The 19,068-nt window shown below is 67.0% G+C and carries 17 protein-coding genes; 8 read left to right on the top strand and 9 right to left on the bottom strand.

The annotated features are described in order from the left end of the window. Positions 1–2: 2 nt before the first annotated feature. Positions 3–704, bottom strand: coding sequence for an ABC transporter ATP-binding protein (locus tag B5F79_RS04850; protein ID WP_087218173.1), 702 nt, complete (start codon positions 702–704; stop codon positions 3–5). Positions 705–908: 204 nt separating this feature from the next. Between B5F79_RS04850 and B5F79_RS04845 the strand changes: the two genes are divergently transcribed. Next, positions 909–1,454 (top strand): TetR/AcrR family transcriptional regulator, encoded by a 546-nt coding sequence (locus B5F79_RS04845; protein WP_087218170.1) that lies wholly within the window; start codon positions 909–911, stop codon positions 1,452–1,454. 237 nt (positions 1,455–1,691) lie between these two features. On the opposite strand, the gene B5F79_RS04840 is transcribed toward B5F79_RS04845, so the two are convergent. Both B5F79_RS04840 and B5F79_RS04835 read right to left on the bottom strand, forming a co-directional pair. Further along, on the bottom strand, positions 1,692–2,537 hold the full coding sequence (locus B5F79_RS04840; RefSeq protein WP_087218167.1) for a DegV family protein: 846 nt from the start codon (positions 2,535–2,537) through the stop codon (positions 1,692–1,694). 25 nt (positions 2,538–2,562) lie between these two features. Further along, the gene (locus tag B5F79_RS04835) at positions 2,563–3,030 is read right to left on the bottom strand and encodes a MarR family winged helix-turn-helix transcriptional regulator (protein ID WP_087218164.1); all 468 of its coding nucleotides are present in this window, start codon (positions 3,028–3,030) and stop codon (positions 2,563–2,565) included. A gap of 487 nt (positions 3,031–3,517) precedes the next feature. Here B5F79_RS04835 and B5F79_RS04830 point away from each other — a divergent pair, with 487 nt between their 5' ends. The 3 genes from B5F79_RS04830 (at position 3,518) to B5F79_RS04820 (ending at position 6,690) form a co-directional block, all read left to right on the top strand. Continuing rightward, positions 3,518–4,096 carry a hypothetical protein gene (locus B5F79_RS04830; RefSeq protein WP_087218161.1) on the top strand — a complete coding sequence of 193 codons (579 nt, stop codon included), beginning with the start codon at positions 3,518–3,520 and terminating at the stop codon, positions 4,094–4,096. An 85-nt stretch (positions 4,097–4,181) separates the two neighbouring features. After that, a complete protein-coding gene (locus B5F79_RS04825; protein WP_087218158.1) occupies positions 4,182–5,951 on the top strand; it encodes an ABC transporter ATP-binding protein in 1,770 nt (589 codons plus the stop codon). After that, the gene (locus B5F79_RS04820; protein ID WP_087218155.1) at positions 5,944–6,690 is read left to right on the top strand and encodes an energy-coupling factor transporter transmembrane component T family protein; all 747 of its coding nucleotides are present in this window, start codon (positions 5,944–5,946) and stop codon (positions 6,688–6,690) included. Before B5F79_RS04825 ends, B5F79_RS04820 begins: the two co-directional genes overlap by 8 nt. A 187-nt stretch (positions 6,691–6,877) precedes the next feature. On the opposite strand, the gene B5F79_RS04815 is transcribed toward B5F79_RS04820, so the two are convergent. From B5F79_RS04815 to B5F79_RS04805, 3 genes are all read right to left on the bottom strand, one after another. Continuing rightward, on the bottom strand, positions 6,878–7,783 hold the full coding sequence (locus B5F79_RS04815; protein ID WP_206391042.1) for a PepSY domain-containing protein: 906 nt from the start codon (positions 7,781–7,783) through the stop codon (positions 6,878–6,880). 140 nt (positions 7,784–7,923) lie between these two features. After that, a complete protein-coding gene (locus B5F79_RS11130) occupies positions 7,924–8,748 on the bottom strand; it encodes an anti-sigma-I factor RsgI family protein (protein ID WP_206391040.1) in 825 nt (274 codons plus the stop codon). Further along, positions 8,745–9,488 (bottom strand): sigma factor, encoded by a 744-nt coding sequence (locus B5F79_RS04805; protein WP_087218152.1) that lies wholly within the window; start codon positions 9,486–9,488, stop codon positions 8,745–8,747. The genes B5F79_RS11130 and B5F79_RS04805 overlap by 4 nt, the downstream gene beginning before the upstream one ends. 255 nt (positions 9,489–9,743) lie before the next feature. Here B5F79_RS04805 and recQ point away from each other — a divergent pair, with 255 nt between their 5' ends. After that, positions 9,744–11,630 (top strand): DNA helicase RecQ, encoded by a 1,887-nt coding sequence (gene recQ, locus B5F79_RS04800; protein ID WP_087218149.1) that lies wholly within the window; start codon positions 9,744–9,746, stop codon positions 11,628–11,630. Here recQ and thpR read toward each other — a convergent pair. Beyond that, on the bottom strand, positions 11,627–12,160 hold the full coding sequence (thpR, locus tag B5F79_RS04795) for an RNA 2',3'-cyclic phosphodiesterase (RefSeq protein ID WP_087218146.1): 534 nt from the start codon (positions 12,158–12,160) through the stop codon (positions 11,627–11,629). The genes recQ and thpR overlap by 4 nt on opposite strands. Positions 12,161–12,313: 153 nt before the next feature. Here thpR and B5F79_RS04790 point away from each other — a divergent pair, with 153 nt between their 5' ends. Then, positions 12,314–13,642: a Y-family DNA polymerase gene (locus tag B5F79_RS04790; RefSeq protein ID WP_087218143.1), complete on the top strand. Its 1,329-nt coding sequence runs from the start codon at positions 12,314–12,316 to the stop codon at positions 13,640–13,642. Beyond that, complete coding sequence (locus tag B5F79_RS04785; RefSeq protein ID WP_087218140.1) at positions 13,635–13,967, top strand: hypothetical protein; 333 nt, start codon at positions 13,635–13,637, stop codon at positions 13,965–13,967. The genes B5F79_RS04790 and B5F79_RS04785 overlap by 8 nt, the downstream gene beginning before the upstream one ends. A 172-nt stretch (positions 13,968–14,139) precedes the next feature. On the opposite strand, the gene B5F79_RS04780 is transcribed toward B5F79_RS04785, so the two are convergent. Then, a complete protein-coding gene (locus B5F79_RS04780) occupies positions 14,140–15,654 on the bottom strand; it encodes an aminotransferase class I/II-fold pyridoxal phosphate-dependent enzyme (RefSeq protein WP_087218137.1) in 1,515 nt (504 codons plus the stop codon). A 227-nt stretch (positions 15,655–15,881) separates the two neighbouring features. Between B5F79_RS04780 and nth the strand changes: the two genes are divergently transcribed. Then, positions 15,882–16,544, top strand: a complete 663-nt coding sequence (gene nth / locus B5F79_RS04775; protein ID WP_087218134.1) for an endonuclease III — start codon at positions 15,882–15,884, stop codon at positions 16,542–16,544. A 31-nt stretch (positions 16,545–16,575) separates the two neighbouring features. On the opposite strand, the gene B5F79_RS04770 is transcribed toward nth, so the two are convergent. Continuing rightward, positions 16,576–19,068 (bottom strand): excinuclease ABC subunit UvrA, encoded by a 2,493-nt coding sequence (locus B5F79_RS04770; RefSeq protein ID WP_087218131.1) that lies wholly within the window; start codon positions 19,066–19,068, stop codon positions 16,576–16,578.

Here is a 19,068-nt window from a genome sequence, read left to right as displayed (position 1 = left end):
GGCTACCACTCGATCTCTGCGATGGGCTTGGGGTGGTCGTTGGTGGTCATGCTCGTCACCTGGCCGCTCTTGAAGCGGATGAGACGGTCGGCCATGTCCGCCAGCGCGGCGTTGTGGGTCACGATGACCACGGTGATCTTCTCGTTGCGACACATGTCCTGCAGGAGCTGCAGGATCTGCTTGCCCGTCTGGTAGTCGAGCGCTCCGGTGGGCTCGTCGCAGAGCAGGAGCTTGGGGTTCTTGGCAAGGGCGCGCGCGATGGAGACGCGCTGCTGCTCGCCGCCGGAGAGCTGCGCGGGGAAGTTGTTGAGGCGCTCGGCCAGCCCCACCTTCTCCAGCGTCTCCACCGGGTCGAGCGAGTCGGGGCAGATCTGCGTGGCAAGCTCCACGTTCTCGAGCGCCGTGAGGTTGGGCACGAGGTTGTAGAACTGGAAGACAAAGCCCACGTCCGCGCGGCGGTACAGCACGAGGTCGTTCTCGCTCGCGCCGGAGAGGTCGCGGCCGTCCACGCGCACGGTGCCCGAGGTGGCGCTGTCCATGCCGCCCAGGATGTTGAGCGCCGTGGTCTTGCCTGCGCCCGAGGCGCCCAGGATGACGGCGAGCTCGCCCTTCTCAACGGTGAAGCTGGCGCCGTCGAGGGCGTTTATCTTGGCGGACCCCTCTCCGTAGGTCCGGACGACGTCCAGGAAGTCTATGTAGGCCATCGAAGCTCCGATTGCTCGACAACGTGTTGTCTAATCGAAGTATACTGAGGCCACGGGGCGAGAAGAACCATCACTCGACAGCCGCCCCGCAAGTGTCGAGCACGTGGCGGTTGACAGGGGGACAGTCCCTTTGTCACGTTATGTGATCGCATAACGTGACAAAGGGACTGTCCCCCTGTCAACCTGACCGGAGACGAGGGTGCCATGAAGAAGCAGCCGCAGGTCACCGAGCAGACGCGCGCCAACCTCCGCCAGGCGTTCTGGGAGCTCTACGCCGAGCGTCCCATCGAGAAGATCTCCGTCCGCGAGATCACGGACCGCGCCGGCTACAACCGGGCAACCTTCTACCTCTACTACCACGACGTCTACGAGCTGCTGGGCGAGATCGAGGACCAGGTGCTCGGCAACATCGACCGCCTGGTGAACGAGCACCTGCTCAAGGGCGACCGCCTGGACTTCTCCCAGCACATGGGACTCATCCTGCGCCTTGCCCAGAGGTCGCGCGCCTACACCGAGGTGCTCCTCGGCGAGCACGGCGACCCCACCTTTGGACAGCGCCTCAAGGAGATCGTGAGCCCCATCGTCGACCGCTTCTTCCTGCAGGACGAGACCGTGGACGAGCAGGGCAGGCGCATCGTCCGCGAGTTCTACCTCTCCGGCATCCTGGCCATCATCCGCACATGGACGGCGGAGAAGGACCCCATGCCCATCGACCGCCTCATCGACCTCGTGGTGCGCATCGCGCTGTAGGGGTCTGACCTCCGTTGGCGTTCTTTCCCTCCCGTGAGGGGAAGAACGGCCGCGAAGTCCCCATTTTTCGGCGCGAGCCCCTCTTTCTCCCCCTTGCGAGGGTGTAACAACGAGAGGGACGGGCCCTCCAGCGCCAAAAAGACGGCCGTTCTTACACCCTAGAGAGGAGAAGAACGGCCGCTCGAAGACCTGGACCAGCCCCCTTCTCGGGGGAGGGAAACCACCCCGCAGGCCCCGCTAGTTCTTGGCAAAGAACGCGAGCGCAATGGCGTTGGGCCCCACGTGCGTGCCGATGGTGGCACCCACGGAGGTGATGGGCAGGTCCTCCTCGGCCACCACGTCCTCCCAGATGGCGCGGTTGTCCTCCAGGTACTTCTTGAGGAGCTTCTGCGAGAGGCCCGTGTAGCCCAGCAGCACCGGCATCGTGAAGTCGATGCCGAACTTCTCGACCTGCTGGTGGAGCTGGTTGCGCCCGTTCTTGGAGCCGCGCGCCTTGCCCAGCATCACGACCTCGCCGTCCCTCACGCCCACCACGGGCTTGATGGAGAGCAGCTCGCCGATGGTGCCCACGCTCTTGGGGATGCGACCGCCGCGCTTGAGGAACTCGAGCGTGTCCAGAAGCGCGAGCAGGCACACGCGGCCCACGGCCGCCTCGACCTTCTGGGCGATCTCCGCCGCACCCAGGCCCTCGTCCGCGAGGCGCAGCGCGTAGAGCACGAGGATGCCCTGGCCGATGGTGGCGTTCTTGCCGTCGACAACGTGGACCTCGGGGTAGTCGGCCGCTGCGGTGAGAGCGCTCTGGTAGGTACCGGAGAGCGCAGAGGAGAGCGTGATCACCACGGCCTCCTCGCCGGCGGCGCGCACCTGGTCAAAGACCTGCTGGTAGGCATACGGCGTGGCCTGGCTCGTCTTGGGGAGCTCGTCGCTCTCGATGAGCAGCTCGTAGAAGCGGTCGTTGGAGAGGTCGACGCCATCTGCGTACGTGGTCTCGCCAAAGGTGATGCCCAGCGGCAGCGCCGTGAGGCGCGGGTCGCTCTGGTCGGGGATGTCAAAGCCGGAGTCGGTGATGATGCGAACGGGCATGGCGCTTACCTTTCTGCCTGGGCGGCTACTGCTCTTCTCGTCCTTCTCGCCCAAACGTCCTGAGGCGCTCGAGGATGTGGTTGAGGGAATCGTACATCTGAAGGCGCTGCCGCATGGCAAGCTCCCCGCCAGCCTCGTCGAGCACTCGGTGAATGATGTCGTCGAGGGGGCGCGCCGCCTCGTAGCCCTTCTCGGTCAGGCGCACGGGCGCGCGGTAGCGGGAGGCGTCCTCGTCCTCGGCGTCCCCCACCTCCACGAAGCCGTCCTCGGCAAGGTGCGCGATGGTGCGCGACATGGCGGCGCGGCTCACGTCCACCAGGCGCGCGAGCTCGGAGGCGGTGAGTCCCTCGGGATGCTTGACCAGGTAGTAGAGGCACATGACGTCGGACCCGCGAAAGCCCAGGCGCTTGGCCTCGGCCGTCTTGATGCGCTGAATCTCCTTGCCAAGGGCGCTGATGATGCCGACGAAGTCCTCGAAGCGCTTCTCGGTCACGCCGCTCGCCTCCCCGATCCCCAAGAAGGATGGATGGATGTTAACTACGTAACATCATTATCGCCCCGCCTCCCCGGGTATCAAGCGAGCCACGCGATATTCACACGGACCTTGACGCCGCGGTGCGATGCCTCAATTGTTTCCGGCGGGAAAATACCCTTGCGCACGCGTCGCCGCGCGCGTATCGTGTCCACAACGCGTAAGGCCCACGAGAGCACGAGAGGAGCGCCAGACATGAGCCAGACCTTCATCAACGTCAACGTTCGCACGTCCATGAACTGGTGGTGGCGCAACTTCTCCTCGCTCGGTCGATGGTGAGTCTCACGCGCCATACCCATTTGCGCTGAGAGGGCTCCCGGAAGACCGGGGGCCCTTTTCTTGTGGCAATCAGCGCCCAGGACGATAAGAACCGCAAGCCGATAAGAACCGCAAGCCGATAAGAACCTCCAGCCAGCACCTCCCGCCAGACTCCAGAAAGGAAACCGCCATGTCCGAGAACACCGCCGCCCAGACCTCCGCCGCCCGCACCGTCGCCACCGCCGACCACGGCAAGCTCGACATCCAGGCCCTCGTTCTTCTCGCCGTCCTCCTTGCCGCGGGCTTCATCCTCAACTTCACCGTGGGCAAGGCCATCTCCGGCATCTCCGGCGGCCTCATCAGCCCCGAGTTCATCATCTCCGCCTTCTGCCTCACCATCCTCGTGGTGCGTCCCAACCTGCCGCAGGCGCTCGTGATCGGCCTCATCTCCGCGGCAGTCATCCAGGTCACCACCACCTCGCCCTTCATCGACTTCGCGGCCGAGGGCATCGCCGCCATGCTCATGGCCGGAATCGTGGCCGCCGGCATGGCCTCGCCCGCCAAGAAGTTCGTCCCGCTCGCCGGCTCCTTTGTCACCACCGTGGTCTCCGGCGTGATCTTCATGCTCATCAAGATCGCCATGGTGGGCGGCGCGGCCGAGCTCGCCGCGGCCATGCTTCCCGTGGTCGTCCTCACCGGCGTCTTCAACGCCATCCTGGTGAGCGCGCTCTACCTCCCCATCAAGGCCGCCCTCAAACTCGCCGACTAGCCACCCAGGACTTGACAATCTGCCCGGGTCAAACTGTCAACTTGACAGCTGGCCCCGGGCAGATTGTCAAAAGAGAAAGGTCACCATGACCAGCGACTCCCCCATCATCAGGCTCGAGGACGTCTCGTTCTCATACGGTGGGTCCGACCACCCCGCGCTCGACCACGCCTCCCTCGACATCGCGTCGGGGGAGTTCGTTGGCGTGATAGGCCCCTCGGGCGCCGGAAAGTCCACGCTCGCGGCCGTCATGTCCGGGGCCATCCCCCATCACTACCGCGGGCAGCTCTTTGGCGCCGCCCTCGTGGACGGCCGGGACACCTGCGAGGTCACGCTCACGGACATCTCCCGCATCGTGGGCAGCGTGAACCAGGACATAGATGCCCAGATGGTAGCCTCCGTGACGGAGGACGAGCTGCTCTTTGGCCTCGAGAACTTCGGCGTGCCGCACGAGGAGATTCCAGCCCGCGTGGCGGAGGCGCTTGAGACCGCGGGCATTGCCGACCTGCGCGAGCGCGAGATCGCCACGCTCTCGGGCGGGCAGAAGCAAAAGGTGGCCATCGCTGCCATCCTTGCGCTCGCGCCGCGCGTCCTCGTGCTGGACGAGCCCACGGCGGCGCTCGACCCCGTCTCCTCGAGCGCGGTCTTTGACACGCTGCGGGAGCTCAACGCCAGCGCCGGCATCACGGTGGTGGTCATCGAGCAGAAGGTGGCGCTCCTCTGCGAGCACTGCGACCGCATCCTGGTGATGGACGAGGGGCGCCTGGCCTTTGACGGCACGCCTCGCGAGGTCTTCTCGCACGGCCGCGAGCTGCGGGCGCTTGGCGTGGACAGCCCCCGCGTGGCTCGCGTCTCCAACAGCCTTGCCGAGCACGGCATCATCGCCCCCGGCGCCCCCTGCCTCAGCGTGGCGGAGGCGCGCGACCTCATTGCGGGCCTCCTGCGCGGACGGAGCGGCGTGCGCGCGGGCGAGAAGAACCCGGCGCCCGCCACCGCCGCGAAGCCCGAGGCTCCGGACGCCGGACCCGCCGCCGAGCCCGTCGTTCGCTTCCACGACGTGAGCTTTGCCTATCCGGGCAGCCGCGCCACCGTGGAGCACCTCTCCTTCGAGGCGCGCCCCGGGGAGATCGTGAGCGTCATCGGCCAGAACGGAGCCGGCAAGACAACGCTCACGAAGCTTCTGAACGGCCTGCTCAAGCCCGCCTCCGGCGAGGTGGTCGTGGCGGGCCTCCGCACGAGTGACGCCCCCACGAGCCGCCTTGCCGCCCATGTGGCCACGCTCTTCCAGAACCCCGACCGCCAGCTCTGCAAGGACACCGTCCTCGACGAGGTCGCCTTTGGCCTCGAGCTCACGGGCGTCCCCGCGGACGAGGCGCGCGAGCGCGCCCGCGCCGTGGCGGAGCGCTTTGGCCTGCCCCTCGACGCCGCGCCCTTCTCGCTCTCCCGCGGGCAGCGCCAGATGGTCGCCCTGGCCTCCGTGGTGGTCATGGAGCCGGACGTGATTCTCCTGGACGAGCCCACGAGCGGTCTCGACTACCGCGAGTGCATGACGGTCATGGAGACGGTGCGCGAGATGGCCGCACGCGGGTGCGCCGTGGTGATGGTCTGCCACGACATGGAGGTGGTCTCGGACTTTGCCGAGCGCTGCGTGGTCATGGCGGAAGGACGGATCCTGGCCCAGGGCCCGGCGAGCGACGTCTTTGCCGACGAGGCCCTCATGGCCCGTGCCGGCATAGAGCCCCCGCAGGTCGTGCGCCTGGCGGGTGAGCTCGCGCGCACCGTCTCGCCCGCGTTTGCGGGCATCACCCAGGTCTCCGGCATCGTCGACACCGTGGAGGAGATGGTCCGCCGTGACTAGCGTCATCGACTACGTTCCCGGGAGCACGCTGCTCCACCGGCTGAACCCCGTGACCAAGCTCGCCCTTGCCGCAGCCATCGTGGCCGCGACGCTGCTGGCGGACACCTATGCCCTGCTCCTGGGGCTTCTTGCCCTCACGTTTGCGCTCGCGGCCCACGCCGGCGTGCCGGAACGGCTCGCGCGGCTGCTCAAGCTGGTGGTTCCGCTCGGCGTGGTGATGTTTGTCTTCCAGCTCCTCTTCACCCACACCGGCGAGGTCGTCTGGGGCTTTGTCACCACGGACGGCCTGGCCACGGCCCCCAAGGTGTGCCTGCGCCTCATGGGGGTGGCGCTGCCGCTCGTGCTCATGCTCACGGTGACCAGGCTCACGGACCTCGCCAACGCCTGCGTGGAGGTGCTGCACGTGCCCTACCGCTACGCGTTCACGTTCACCACGGCGCTGCGCTTCGTGCCCGTGTTCTCCCAGGAGATGAACGCGATCATGGAGGCCCAGACCGCGCGCGGGGTCGAGTACGACACGAGAAACCCCGTCCGCAAGCTCACGCTCATGCTGCCGCTCTGCGTCCCCCTGCTCGTGAGCTCCGTGGGAAAGACCGACGCCACGGCGCTCGCCGCCGAGCAGCGCGGCTTCTACCTGCGCACGCGCGAGAGCAGCTACCGCCGCTACCCGCTCGTCGCGCGCGACTGGGCGGTGCTCGCGCTCTGCGTGGCGCTCGTGGCGCTTGCCGTGGCGCTGTAGGGCGGCGGACGCCGGGCTGCCCGCGGGAGCGCAGCATACATCCTGCGTGACGTTCTTCTCGTCAACTGGGCAAACTTCCCCGGAATCGCGCGGGATGTATGGTGGCGATTCGCGACCGCTCCGCAACGACGCAAAAACGAGGCGGGCACCGGGCCCGCCTCACGCGAGAGTGAATTGCAGCCGTCAGCTAGTCGTCGTCGCGGTCGTCATCCCAGTCGTCGCGATCGTCGTCGCGGTCGTCGTCCCAGTCGTCACGGTCATCCAGGTCGTCATCGTCGTCCCAGTCGTCGTCTCGATCGTCCCAGTCGTCGTCTCGATCGTAGCGGTCGTCGTGCCAGTCATCCCAGTCGTCGCGGTCATCCCAGTCGTCGTTGCCGTCGATGTCAGCCTCGAGGACCTTGCCCGTGCGAGCGTCGACCTCATACTCGTACTCCACGCCGCCGGACGTGAACTCCATCTCGTAGACGCCGTCATCGAGCTCGTACTCGTGGTCGTTGAAGCTTGCCTCGCTCAGCCCCAGCTGAGACAAGACGATGTCCTTGGCTGCATCGAGGCCGATGTACCCGCGGTCGTCAAGCTGCTCGGGCGCCACCGCAAGGGCGTCGGACGCAAGGCCGAACCCGCCGACCGTTTCGCGAACGCCGCTCTCGATTCTGCGAAGGAAGTCCTCCCCCGGGTAGCTCGAGCCCTGCTCGAGCTTCACGACAACGTTTCGGTCGTGTCCGTCGACGGTCTGGTTGAAGTGGCCCGCCTCGTAGATCTCCCCCACGAGCTCGGAGACCACCTCCCGACACTCACGCCCCTCGTACCCGCCATAGCCGCCCACAACGCCTCGGCCCTCGTCGTTCACTCCCTCGATCTCGGTGACCAGGCCCTTGTTGTCATACTCGATCTCGATCTCGGGGTTGACGCTCAGGAGCAGGGTGCCCACCGCCTGGGAGACGGGAGTCTCCGCCTGGGCCTCGACCTGGGCCTCGTTCGTCTGCGCGGGGGGATTCGTCGTGGTGGTCGACCCGCATCCCGCGAGAACCGCCGCAAGGGCAACGCCCATCGTCGCGCTGGTAAGGATGCTCTTCAGGCTCGTGCTCTTCATGGTGTCCTCCTTGAGGTTGTCGTGCCTTCTTCTTGCCTTGCGGTGAGAGGTTGCGCAGGGGGCATCACCAAAACCGGGGTCGCTCGAAAAAAGATCTGGCGAGAAGAACGCGGGGCTAGGGACGCCGTTCGGAAGGCGGGTTAGTCATCGTCATCGTCATCGTCCCAGTCGCCGTCATCGTCCCCGTCGTCGTCGCTGTCGTCGTCCCAGTCCCCGTCATCGCCGTCGTCCCCGTCGTCGCCATCGTCGTCCCAGTCGTCGTCCCCGTCGTCGTCTTCGTCGCCAGCGGGCACGCTCGGGGGCGGCGTCTCCGCATCCCCCTCGACCGCATCGTCCGCCGCATCGTCATCCCAAGCGTCCCCCGGCTCTGGCCTCATGACGTCATCGCTTACGCCCGGCACCGTCACGGTCACCCTGTGGTCGAGGTGCACCTCCAGCTCCACGATCAGCCGGTCCTCCGTCGCGGTCTTCCACCCCTCGTCTTCGGACTCGACCGTCACCTCGATGGTCCCGCCCTCGTCGAGATAGCCCTCGTCCTCGGCGAGCTCCGCCAAGTCGTCCGTGACCTCGTCGACCGTCCGGCCGTAATAGGAGAAGCCGGCGATGAGCTCGGCGCCGTCGTTGTTCTCTCCCTCGAGGGAGACCACGCGGTCAAGCCGGTTGACCTCCATGCTCACCTCGGGATTGATCCTCATGTACACCGTGCCGATTGGCAGACGCCACAGCACGCCACCGGCAACAACGGCAACGACGAGACACGCCGCGGCGGCTATCAGCCCCACACGCCCGCGGGTTCTTCTCGCCGAGCGGGCCCCGAATTCAAGGACTTCCCCCTCCCCAAAGAGGACGACGTCCTCGACCACCTGGCCCATCTCGTATCCGAGGTTGGGAACCCGCAGGAAGCGCCCCTCCTCGTCAAGGGCCACCGCGTAGCTCAGCGCGCACTCCATGATCAGGTACCTCATCGTGCGTCACCTCCCGGGCGCTCCACAATCTTGTGGAGGTGTCCGCGGATGATCTCGAAGCCGTTGGTGTAGGCCAGCAGCAGCGCCACGAGATAGGTGCGGTGGCGCTCGAGGGTCTTCTTCTCCACCCCGGAGCCGCGGGCAAGGTCGGTGATCGGCAGCTTCTTGGTGGCGAGAAGACGCTCCAGGAGCTCGGGGTTGGCTCGGGCGTGCGCAAGGGCCCTGCCGCACGCCTCGAGCGTGCGCCGCTGCTGCGGGCAGCTCTCCGTCACGTCAAAGAGGGTTATCCCAAAGTCCCTGAGCTGCGAGGCAAATTCCGCTATCTCCGCCCGGCTCGCAAGACGCGTCTCGCGCTCCGAGATCTCGTCCTTCTCTGCAGCCAGCGTCTCAACGAGCGGGCGGTCGTCCTCGTCGTCGGACGCCGGGCGCCGCTCGTCCAGAGAGACCACCTCGGCGTGCCTGCTCTCTCTGCGCCTGAAGTCAATCAGGCGGTTTCTGATGCTCAGGGCGGCGAGGGGTATGAACGCTCCTCGCGCGCGGTCGTACGTCATCACCGCCTCGTGAAAGGCATACATGGCGATCCCCAGCTCGTCGTCTCGTCCCTCCTGCGGCGGCCGGCCCATGAACTTTGCCGTCTCCGCCTTGATGAACGGGAGGTAGCTCCGTACGAGCTCGTCGGCGGCACGCGGATCCCGCCTTGCTGCGCGAACCCGAGCGACTATCTCCCTGCTTTCTCTCATCGCTCCCCTCGGAGATAGGATGCGGACGCCGCCCCGCAAAAGCGGGGTCGCCTGGAAATCACCTGAAGCGTTCAGGATATCGGCCGCGCGGCACGAGAACGTAAGCGCTCCGTAAGCCGCGGCGAACGGTGCCGCGGCTTACGGGCGACGCACGAGCGGCACGACCCGAGCGCGACAAAGCCGCGTGGCGAGGGGCGATTTCCGTCCGGCCCAAGGCGCATAATGGGGCGAGAAGAACCCGGCGACAGGAGCCCCATGGCGGACGCGACGCCCCTCGACATACTGCGCACCACCTTTGGCTACCCGAGCTTCCGGCCGCACCAGGCGGAGATCGTGGACGCCGTGCTCGCAGGCCGCGACATCATGGCCGTCATGCCAACCTCCGCCGGCAAGTCCATCTGCTACCAGGTGCCGGCGCTCGCGCTCGCCGCGCGCACGGGCGGGCTCACGCTCGTGGTCTCCCCGCTCATCTCGCTCATGGCGGACCAGGTGGGAGCGCTGCGCCAGATGGGCGTGGCGGCAAGCTTCCTCAACTCCACGCTCTCGGCCAGCGAGCGCGCAGGCGTGCTCCACGGCATGGCCTCGGGGGCGCTCGCCCTCGTCTACGCGGCGCCGGAGCGCCTTGACGACCCGGCCTTCCTGGAGACCGTCTCCGCGCGCGGCGTGGCGCTCCTCGCCGTGGACGAGGCTCACTGCATCTCTCAGTGGGGCAACGACTTTAGGCCCAGCTACCAGCGCATCATTGAGTTTCTCGAGGCACTGCCCGCGCGTCCGCCCGTGATGGCGCTCACGGCCACGGCCACCCGCGCCGTGCGCAAGGACATTCTGGCCGCGCTGGGGCTTCGGGACCCCCTTGTGGTCGTGGCGAGCTTTGACCGGCCGAATCTCTCGTTCTCCGTCTCGCGCCCGCGAGGAGCTGCCGAGAAGGACCGCATGCTTGTTACCTTTGTCCGCCAGCGCGCCAGTCTCTCCGGCATCGTCTACTGCTCGAGCCGACGCGCCGTGGAGGAGGTCTGCGAGCTGCTGCGCGACGAGGGGCTGGCCGCCACGCGCTACCACGCGGGGCTCTCCGCGGAGGAGCGCGAGCGCAACCAGGAGGACTTCCTCTACGACCGAGCGCGCGTGATGGTGGCCACCAACGCCTTTGGCATGGGCATCGACAAGTCCAACGTGAGCTACGTGGTCCACTACAACCTGCCGCTCAGCCTGGAGAACTACTACCAGGAGGCCGGGCGCGCGGGCCGCGACGGCACCAAGGCGGACTGCCTGCTGCTCTACTCCCCCGGCGACGTTCACACGGCGGAGTTCCTGCTCTCGCGGAGCGAGCCTCGCGAGGGGCTCACGTCCGAGCAGGTCGAGGCGCTCGCCGAGCGCGACGCCGAGCGGCTGCGCCAGATGGTCTTCTACGCCACCACCACCGAGTGCCTGCGCGCCCACATCCTGCGCTACTTTGGCGAGGAGGCGCCAGCCTACTGCGGCAACTGCGGGAACTGCCTCACGGACTTCGAGGAGGTGGACGCCACCACGGACGCCCTCAAGGTGGTGAGCTGCGTCGCGCGCGTCGCCCAGCGCGGGCGCAGCGTCGGGGCGACCATGATCGTGGACGTGCTGCGTGGATCGCGCGGCGAGAAGGTCCTGCGCCGCGGCTTCGACTCGCTCTCAACCTACGGCATCATGGCCGACGTCCCCGCCGCGCGCGTGCGCGCCATCATGGACGAGCTGGTCTTCCGTGGCATCCTCGCGCGCACCGGAGGGGACTATCCCACGATCGAGCTCACCGGGCTCTCGGGGCCGTTCCTGCGCCGGGAGGCACCCTGGGACGAGCCGTTCGTGCTCAAGGTGGCGCGAGGCGCCCCGCGCGTCGAGCGCGTCCCCGCCGCCCCCGCCAAGACCCGGGCCGCCACGGACGTCTCCGAGCTGGACGATGCGGGGCGGGAGCTCTACGCTCGGCTCTCCGAGCTTCGGGGCGAGCTCGCGCGCGAGCAGGGCGTGCCGTCGTACTTCATCTTCTCCAACGCCACGCTCGTGGACATGTGCGCCAAGCGGCCGAGCACGGTCGAGGAGCTCCTCGGCGTCTCCGGCGTGGGCGCCAAGAAGGCCGAGCGCTACGGCGACGTCTTCCTCGAGAGGATCAACGGCTAGCCCGCCAAGAGGGGACAGGTGTAGAGCGGCTTGTAGCGGGCACCGTCCGGTCCGAGGATGCTCCTGAAGAGCGTGACGCGCGTCGCCTCGTCCGGAAGCGGGAACGCCAGGTCCCCCAGCGACCCGCGGGGCACGCGCGCCCGCCGCGCGAGCGTCACGTGCGGTAGGAAGTCCTTCTCGTCATAGGCGAGCCCGCGGGCGGAGAGCTCCTCGCGCACGCGGGCGGTAAGCCCCATGAGCTGCGGGTCCTTCTCGATGCCGAGCCAGAGCGTGGCGTCACGGGAGCGTCCGAAGGTACCAAGGCCGCACTGCTGCAGCGGCACGGGACCCCGCCCTCCGCACGCAGCGTCAAGCGCCCCCATGGCGGAGCGCGTCTCGGCCTCTCCCACCTCGCCGAGAAACGCGAGCGTGATATGGCGGTTCTCCTGCGACACGAAGCGGCCCTCGCAGACGCCCGCAAGACCACGCGCGAGCTCGTCGACCTCGTCCGCAAACGCCTCCGGCAGCTCTATGGCTATGAACGCCCTCATTCACCCTCCTGTCCTTCTCGTCACTATACCAGAACAAGTGTTGCAGTCTTTGTGATGCGCGCGCCCCAGACGATTCGCGTCCGTCGCCAGGAGCATCATAGACTCATAAAGAGAACACGTGTTTGATTCGGCAACCGAGGGGGCAAGGGGGCGATGGAGCGCAGCTATCTCTGCATAGACCTCAAGTGCTTCTATGCCTCCGTGGAGTGCGTTGATCGCGGGAAGGACCCCTTCGAGCACCGTCTTGTGGTGGCAGACCCCACGCGCGGACCCAAGACCATCTGCCTCGCCATCTCGCCTGCCATGAAGGCGCTGGGGGTGCGCAACCGCTGTCGCGTCTTCGAGATCCCGGGGGGCATCGACTACGAGATGGCGCCCCCGCGCATGCGGCGCTACATGGAGGTCTCCGCGGACATCTACGAGCTCTACCTGAGGTACTTCTCGCCAGAGGACATCCACGTCTACTCCATCGACGAGTGCTTCATAGACGTGACCCCCTACCTCGACCTCTACGGCAAGACGCCCCGGGAGCTCGCCACGATGCTCATGGACCTCGTGCTCCGGGAGACGGGCGTCTGCGCCACCGCGGGGATAGGCACCAACCTCTTCCTCGCCAAGGTCGCGCTCGACATCACGGCCAAGCACGTGGAGGACCACATAGGCGAGCTGGACGAAGAGCGCTACAAGTGCCTCATCTGGCCGCACCGCCCCATCACGGACATCTGGGGGATCGGCCCGGGCATCGCGCGAAGGCTCGCCCGCATGGGGGCGCACGACATGGGCGGCGTGGCCCTGCTGGACGAGCGAGGGCTCTACGACGAGTTTGGCATCAACGCAGAGCTGCTCATAGACCATGCCTGGGGCATCGAGCCCTGCACCATGGCGGAGATTCACGCGTATCGCCCGCGCGCGCACTCCATGGGCTCCGGGCAGGTCCTCATGCGCGACTACAGCTTCGAGGAGGCCGGCACGATCCTGCGCGAGATGGTGGACGGCCTCGTGCTCGAGCTCGTTGACAAGGGCCTGGTCTGCAGCCATATCTCGCTCTTCGTGGGCTACGCGCACGAGCGCGGGGGCGCCGACGAGGCCGGGACGCCCGCACAGACCTTCACGGGCGAGCACGGGACGCGCGTAGTCGGCCGGCGCGGGGAGGGAGCCAACGCCTCGCGCAAGCTCGCCGAGGCCACCAGCTCGCGCGAGGCGCTCACCGCGGCGTTTCTGACCCTCTACGCTGAGGTCGTAGACCCCAACCGTGCCGTCAGGCGCGTCAACATAGCCGCAGGGGAGCTCGTGCCGGAGGAGTACGCGGAGCTCACGCTCTTCTCGGACCCCGCGGCAAACACGGCCGAGAAGAGCCTCGCCCGCGCGACGATGGCCGTGAAGCGCAGGTTTGGCAAGAACGCCCTCGTGCGCGGCATCAGCCTGAGGCCGGAGGCCACGGCACGGGAGAGAAACCAGCAGGTAGGAGGCCATCATGAGTAGTCGGGACACGGGACGCCGCGCGGAGAGGGCCGCGCAGTTCATGCCGTTTGCCGCGCTCACCGGCTACTACGACCTCGTGCGCAGGAGGGAGCACGTGTGCGAGCCGCGGCGCGATCCCGGGGAGGAGGACGCGGCGCGCATCTCGGCGGAGCTTGCCAGCCTCAAACGCGGCCAGCTCGTGCGCGTGACCCATTACGACGGCACCGCCTATGCGGAGCGAACGGGCGTGGTGAGCAGCGTGGAGCCCGAGTTTCGCGCGTTCTCGATCGCGCGCGAGCGCATCTCCTTCGACGACGTATGGAGCATCGTCCCAATCTCGTCATAGAAGGCGCTTGCCCACGACCTCCGCCAGGACATTCATAAGTTGGGTACTTTTTTCCATGAGCCTTAAATACCCAACAACTATCTCGTCAGAAAATCGCAGGCAGAAAAATGGCACCTCCCCGGTCGTACTTGAGGAGGTGCCAAAAAAGTACCCTACAAACGCAGCGTGCGGCCTAGGCCTGGCGATAGTGTGCGAAGAAGTCTGCCAGGTCGGTCATGGCCTCGCGCAGCACGCCCATGCGCGGCAGGTAGACGATGCGGAAGTGGTCGGGCTCGGGCCAGTTGAAGCCGCCGCCGCGCGTGATGAGGATGTGCCTCTCGTGCAGCAGGTCAAGGGCGAACTGCTCGTCGTCCGTGATGTTGAACTTCTTCACGTCGATCTTGGGGAAGATGTAGAAGGCCGCCTTGGGCTTCACCGCCGTGATGCCGTCGATGGCGTTGAGCGCCTCGTAGACGTAGTTGCGCTGCTCGTAGACACGGCCGCCCGGCTCCACGTAGCGCTCCACGCTCTGGTAGCCGCCGAGCGCCGTCTGCACGATGGACTGGGCGGGCACGTTGGAGCACAGACGCATGTTGGAGAGCATGTTTATTCCGTAAATGAAGTCCTGCATGCAGCGCTTGTTGCCGGAGAGAATCATCCAACCGATGCGATACCCCGCCACCATGTGGGACTTGGAGAGGCCGGAGAAGGTGACGCACGGCAGGTCGGGAGCGAGGGAGGCGATGGAGATGTGCTCGTAGCCGTCCATGCACAGGCGGTCGTAGATCTCGTCCGAGAAAATCATGAGCTGGTGGCGACGAGCGATCTCAACGATCTGCTCGAGCACCTCGCGCGGATAGACAGCGCCCGTGGGGTTGTTGGGGTTGATGATGACGATGGCCTTGGTGTTGCTCGTGACCTTGGACTCCATGTCCGCGAGGTCGGGCGTCCACTCGGCCTGCTCGTCGCAGAGATAGTGCACGGGGGTACCACCCGCGAGCGTGGCGCACGCGGTCCAGAGCGGATAGTCCGGGCTGGGGATGAGGATCTCGTCACTGGTGTCGAGCAGCGCGTTCATGCAGAGCTGGATGAGCTCGGAAACGCCGTTGCCCGTGTAGATGCCGTCCATCGTCACGTTGGGCAGGTGCTTGAGCTGCGCGTACTGCATGATGGCCTTGCGCGCGGAGAAGAGGCCGCGGGAGTCCGAGTAGCCCTCGCAGTCCGGCAGCTGCTGGCGCATGTCGTAGACCACCTCGTCGGGGGTGCGGAAGCCAAACGGGGCGGGGTTGCCGATGTTGAGCTTGAGGATGCGCGTGCCCTCGTCCTCCATGCGGGCCGCCTCGTCGGCAACAGGACCGCGGACGTCGTAGAGAACGTTGTCGAGCTTGTTGGACTTCTTGAACTCTCGCATGGTGCTGCTCCTCTTTGTGGTTGCGCTGTCAGACGGGGTCGTGGAGGCGGTCTCAGGCCGCGCGGAAGCTCGCCCCCCGTCCCCCGAGGCGAGCCAGGCCTCCTCGACGTCCAGAATCGAGGAGAGCAGGCGCATCACATTGGCGCGCGGCACGACCTTGCCGCTCACGTACTGGCTGACCTGGCTCTTTCCGAGCTTCTCCCCAAGCTCGGCAGCGATGTGGATGAGATCCGCCTGCTTGAGGTTCTTCTCGGCCATCACCTGCTGCAGGCGATCGGCGAAGGTCGTTCCGTCCATCACGGCTCCTTGAGGTTCAATTTGAGAGTCAAATTGAACTAGATGGGCTCATAAGTTCAATATCAAGCACTCTACCACAGAATCAAATTGAACTTCTCAGAAACTTGCACAAAACGGTGCACAAAACGGGACGTGCCTGAAGCATGCAACTTTCTGCATGTTTCAGGCACGTCCCGTTTTGTGCAAGCTATCATCTTGGTCACGCAAGAGAGCCGGGAGGGAGCGCCATGCCGCGAGAGACCAAGCAGGCCAAAATCGACCGCGCCGTCGAGGTGTGCCGCCGCCTTGACGAGAAGTACGGCCCCGTCGAGTGCTTTCTCGACCACGAGAGCCCCTTTCGCCTGACGATTGCCGTCCTGCTCTCCGCTCAGACCACGGACGCGCAGGTCAACAAGGTCACACCGGCGCTCTTCGAGCGCTTTCCCACGCCCGAGGCCATGGCCGCCGCCTCGCCCGAGGAGGTCTCCGAGTACATTCGCAGCCTCGGCTTCTACAAGTCCAAGGCGCGTCACTGCGTGGAGTGCGCGCAGATGATCGTCTCGGAGTTTGGCGGAGAGGTCCCGCACACGATGGAGGAGCTCACGCGCCTTCCCGGCGTGGGGCGCAAGACCGCGAACATCGTCATGAACGTGGGCTTTGGGATCGTGGAGGGGATCGCGGTGGACACGCACGTCAACCGCATAGCGCACCGCCTCGCGCTCTCCCCCAAGACGCACGAGAAGGAGCCCCTCAAGACCGAGCAGGACCTCCTTCGCCTGCTGCCGCGCGAGCTCTGGGGACCGGTCAACCACCAGTGGATCAAGCATGGCCGCGACACCTGCTCCGCGCGCTCCCCCAAGTGCGACGGCTGCGTCCTCGAGGACATCTGTCCGAGCGCCCACCGCTGCTAGGGCTATCTGTAAATTGGGGACTGTCCCCAACTTACAGATAGCGACCGGTCACGCTCTGCTCGCATGCGGCAACCTGCTCGGGCGTGCCCGCGCACACGATGCGCCCGCCCGCGTCACCGCCACCGGGCCCCATGTCGATGATCCAGTCCGCACTGGCGATCATGTCCAGGTCGTGTTCGATCACCACGACGGTGGCACCGTTCTCGATGAGGCGCTGCAGCACGCCGAGAAGGACCTCCACGTCAAGCGGGTGCAGACCGATGGTGGGCTCGTCAAAGACGAAGAGCGAGCCTGCCTGGTCGCGCGTGAGCTCGCTCGCGAGCTTGAGACGCTGGGCCTCGCCGCCCGAGAGCGCGGGCGTGGCCTCCCCCAGCGTGAGGTAGCCGAGACCGAGGTCGTGCAGCACCTCGAGCTTGCCCTTGGCGGAGCGCAGCCCCGTCTCCGACAGGGCCTCCCGGGCCTGGTCGACCGTATAGGAGAGCAGCTCCGGCAGACTCAGGTCGCCTGCCAGGCGAACCTCCCACGCCTCCCGCGCGTAGCGCGCGCCGCCGCAGTCCGGGCAGGGGATGTCCACGTCCGGCAGGAACTGCACGTCGAGCGATATCTGTCCCGTGCCGTCGCACGTGGGACAGCGCAGCGACCCGGTGTTGTACGAGAACGCGCCAGCCTTGAGGCCGCGATCGCGGGCCTCCGGAAGCTTGGCGTAGGCACGTCGCAGATCGTCGAGGACGCCGGAGTAGGTGGCGACCGTCGAGCGCACGTTGGCCCCAATGGGCGTGGCGTCGATGAGGTTGGCGCGGCGCAGGCCCTCGGCCTCGACCGAGCGAACGTGCGCCGGCAGCGGCTCGCCCGCGATGGCGGCCCGCAGGGCCGGAACCAAGCTCTCCAGCACGAGCGTCGTCTTACCGGAGCCCGAGACGCCCGTCACCGCCGTGAGCCGCCCGCGGGGGATCTCGACCGCGAGCGGGCGCACGGTGTGGATGGCGTCCGTCTCGAGGCGCAGCGACCCCGCCGAGAAGACCTCCCCTGCCGCGGCCCGTACACGAGCGCGCACGCGCCGCGCCCCGGAGAGGAAGGGGCCGATGCGCGACGCCGGGTTCTTCTCGACCTCCTCGACGCTGCCCTGGGCGATGACGCGACCGCCGTCCGCGCCCGACCCGGGACCAATCTCGATCAGGTGGTCCGCGCGGCGCAGCACGCGGACGTCGTGGTCCACCAGCACGACGGAGTTGCCGTCTGCCAGCAGGTCGTCCACCACGCCGAGCAGGCCCTCCACGTTGGAGGGATGGAGGCCTATCGACGGCTCGTCAAGCACGTAGAGCACGCCCGTCGTGCGGTTGCGCACCGCTCGCGCCAGCTGCACGCGCTGGCGCTCGCCCGTCGAGAGCGTGGAGCTCGCGCGATCGAGCGAGAGGTAGCCCAGGCCAAGCTGGCGGAGGCGGCAGATGGGCTCGTCCGTCTCGGCGCAGATCGCCCGCGCCATGGGCCGCATCTCCTCCGGCACGAGCCCTGGCACCGTGGGCACCCAGGCATCGAGCTCGTCGAGCGTCATCGCCGTGGCGTCCGCGAGGTTCATGCCATCGATTCGCGGGCCGCGGGCTGCGGCAGAGAGGCGCGTGCCACCGCAGTCCGGGCACACGTCCTCGCGCAGGAACCGAGACACGCGCGCGAGGCCCTTCTCGTCCTTGGCCTTGGAGAGCGCGTTTTCCACCGTGCAGACCGCGTTGAAGTACGTGAAGTCCAGCTCCGCGAAGTCGTCGCCCTTCTTGGACCGGTAGAGGATGTGCTTCTTGACCGCGGGGCCGTGGAAGACGATGTCGCGCTCCTCGGGCGTGAGCTCGCAAAACGGCACGTTGGTGCGCACGCCCATGGCGCCGCACACCTGCTTCATGAGGTCCCACATGAGCGAGCCCCACGGCAGCACCGCGCCGTCGTCGATGGATATGCTCTCGTCGGGCACGAGCGAGGCCTCGTCAACGGTGCGCACCACGCCGGTTCCGCCGCACGTCGTGCACGCCCCGCCGCTGTTGAAGGCGAGGTCCTCCGCGCCGGGTCCCATGAACTCCACGCCGCAGACGGGGCAGCGCGTGGCACGGCCCAGGGCGACGTCCATGGAGGGTGGCACGCGATGCCCGTTGGGACAGACGTGGCTGCCCAGGCGCGAGAAGAGAAGTCGCAGGTAGTTGAGGAGCTCGGTGGAGGTGCCAAAGGTCGAGTGGACGCCCGGCACCGCGGGGCGCTGGCGCAGGGCGAGCGCAGCGGGAACGTGCAGCACCTCGTCCACGGTGGCTCGCCCCGTCTGCGAGATGCGACGGCGCGTGTACGTGGAGAGCGCGTCGAGGTAGCGTCGCGAGCCCTCCGCGTAGAGCGTGCCCAGCGCAAGCGAGCTCTTGCCCGAACCAGAAACGCCGGCAACCCCCACGAGCTCGTTCAGGGGGATGTCGACGTCGATGTTCTTGAGGTTGTGGACGCGAGCGCCCCGAACCTCTATGTGGTCCGGGGCGACCTCGGCGCGAGGAGACAT

The sequence above is a fragment of the Olsenella sp. An285 genome (genome assembly GCF_002159625.1).
GTDB lineage: Bacteria > Actinomycetota > Coriobacteriia > Coriobacteriales > Atopobiaceae > Thermophilibacter > Thermophilibacter avicola.
This window is presented reverse-complemented; position numbering and strand designations above follow the sequence as displayed.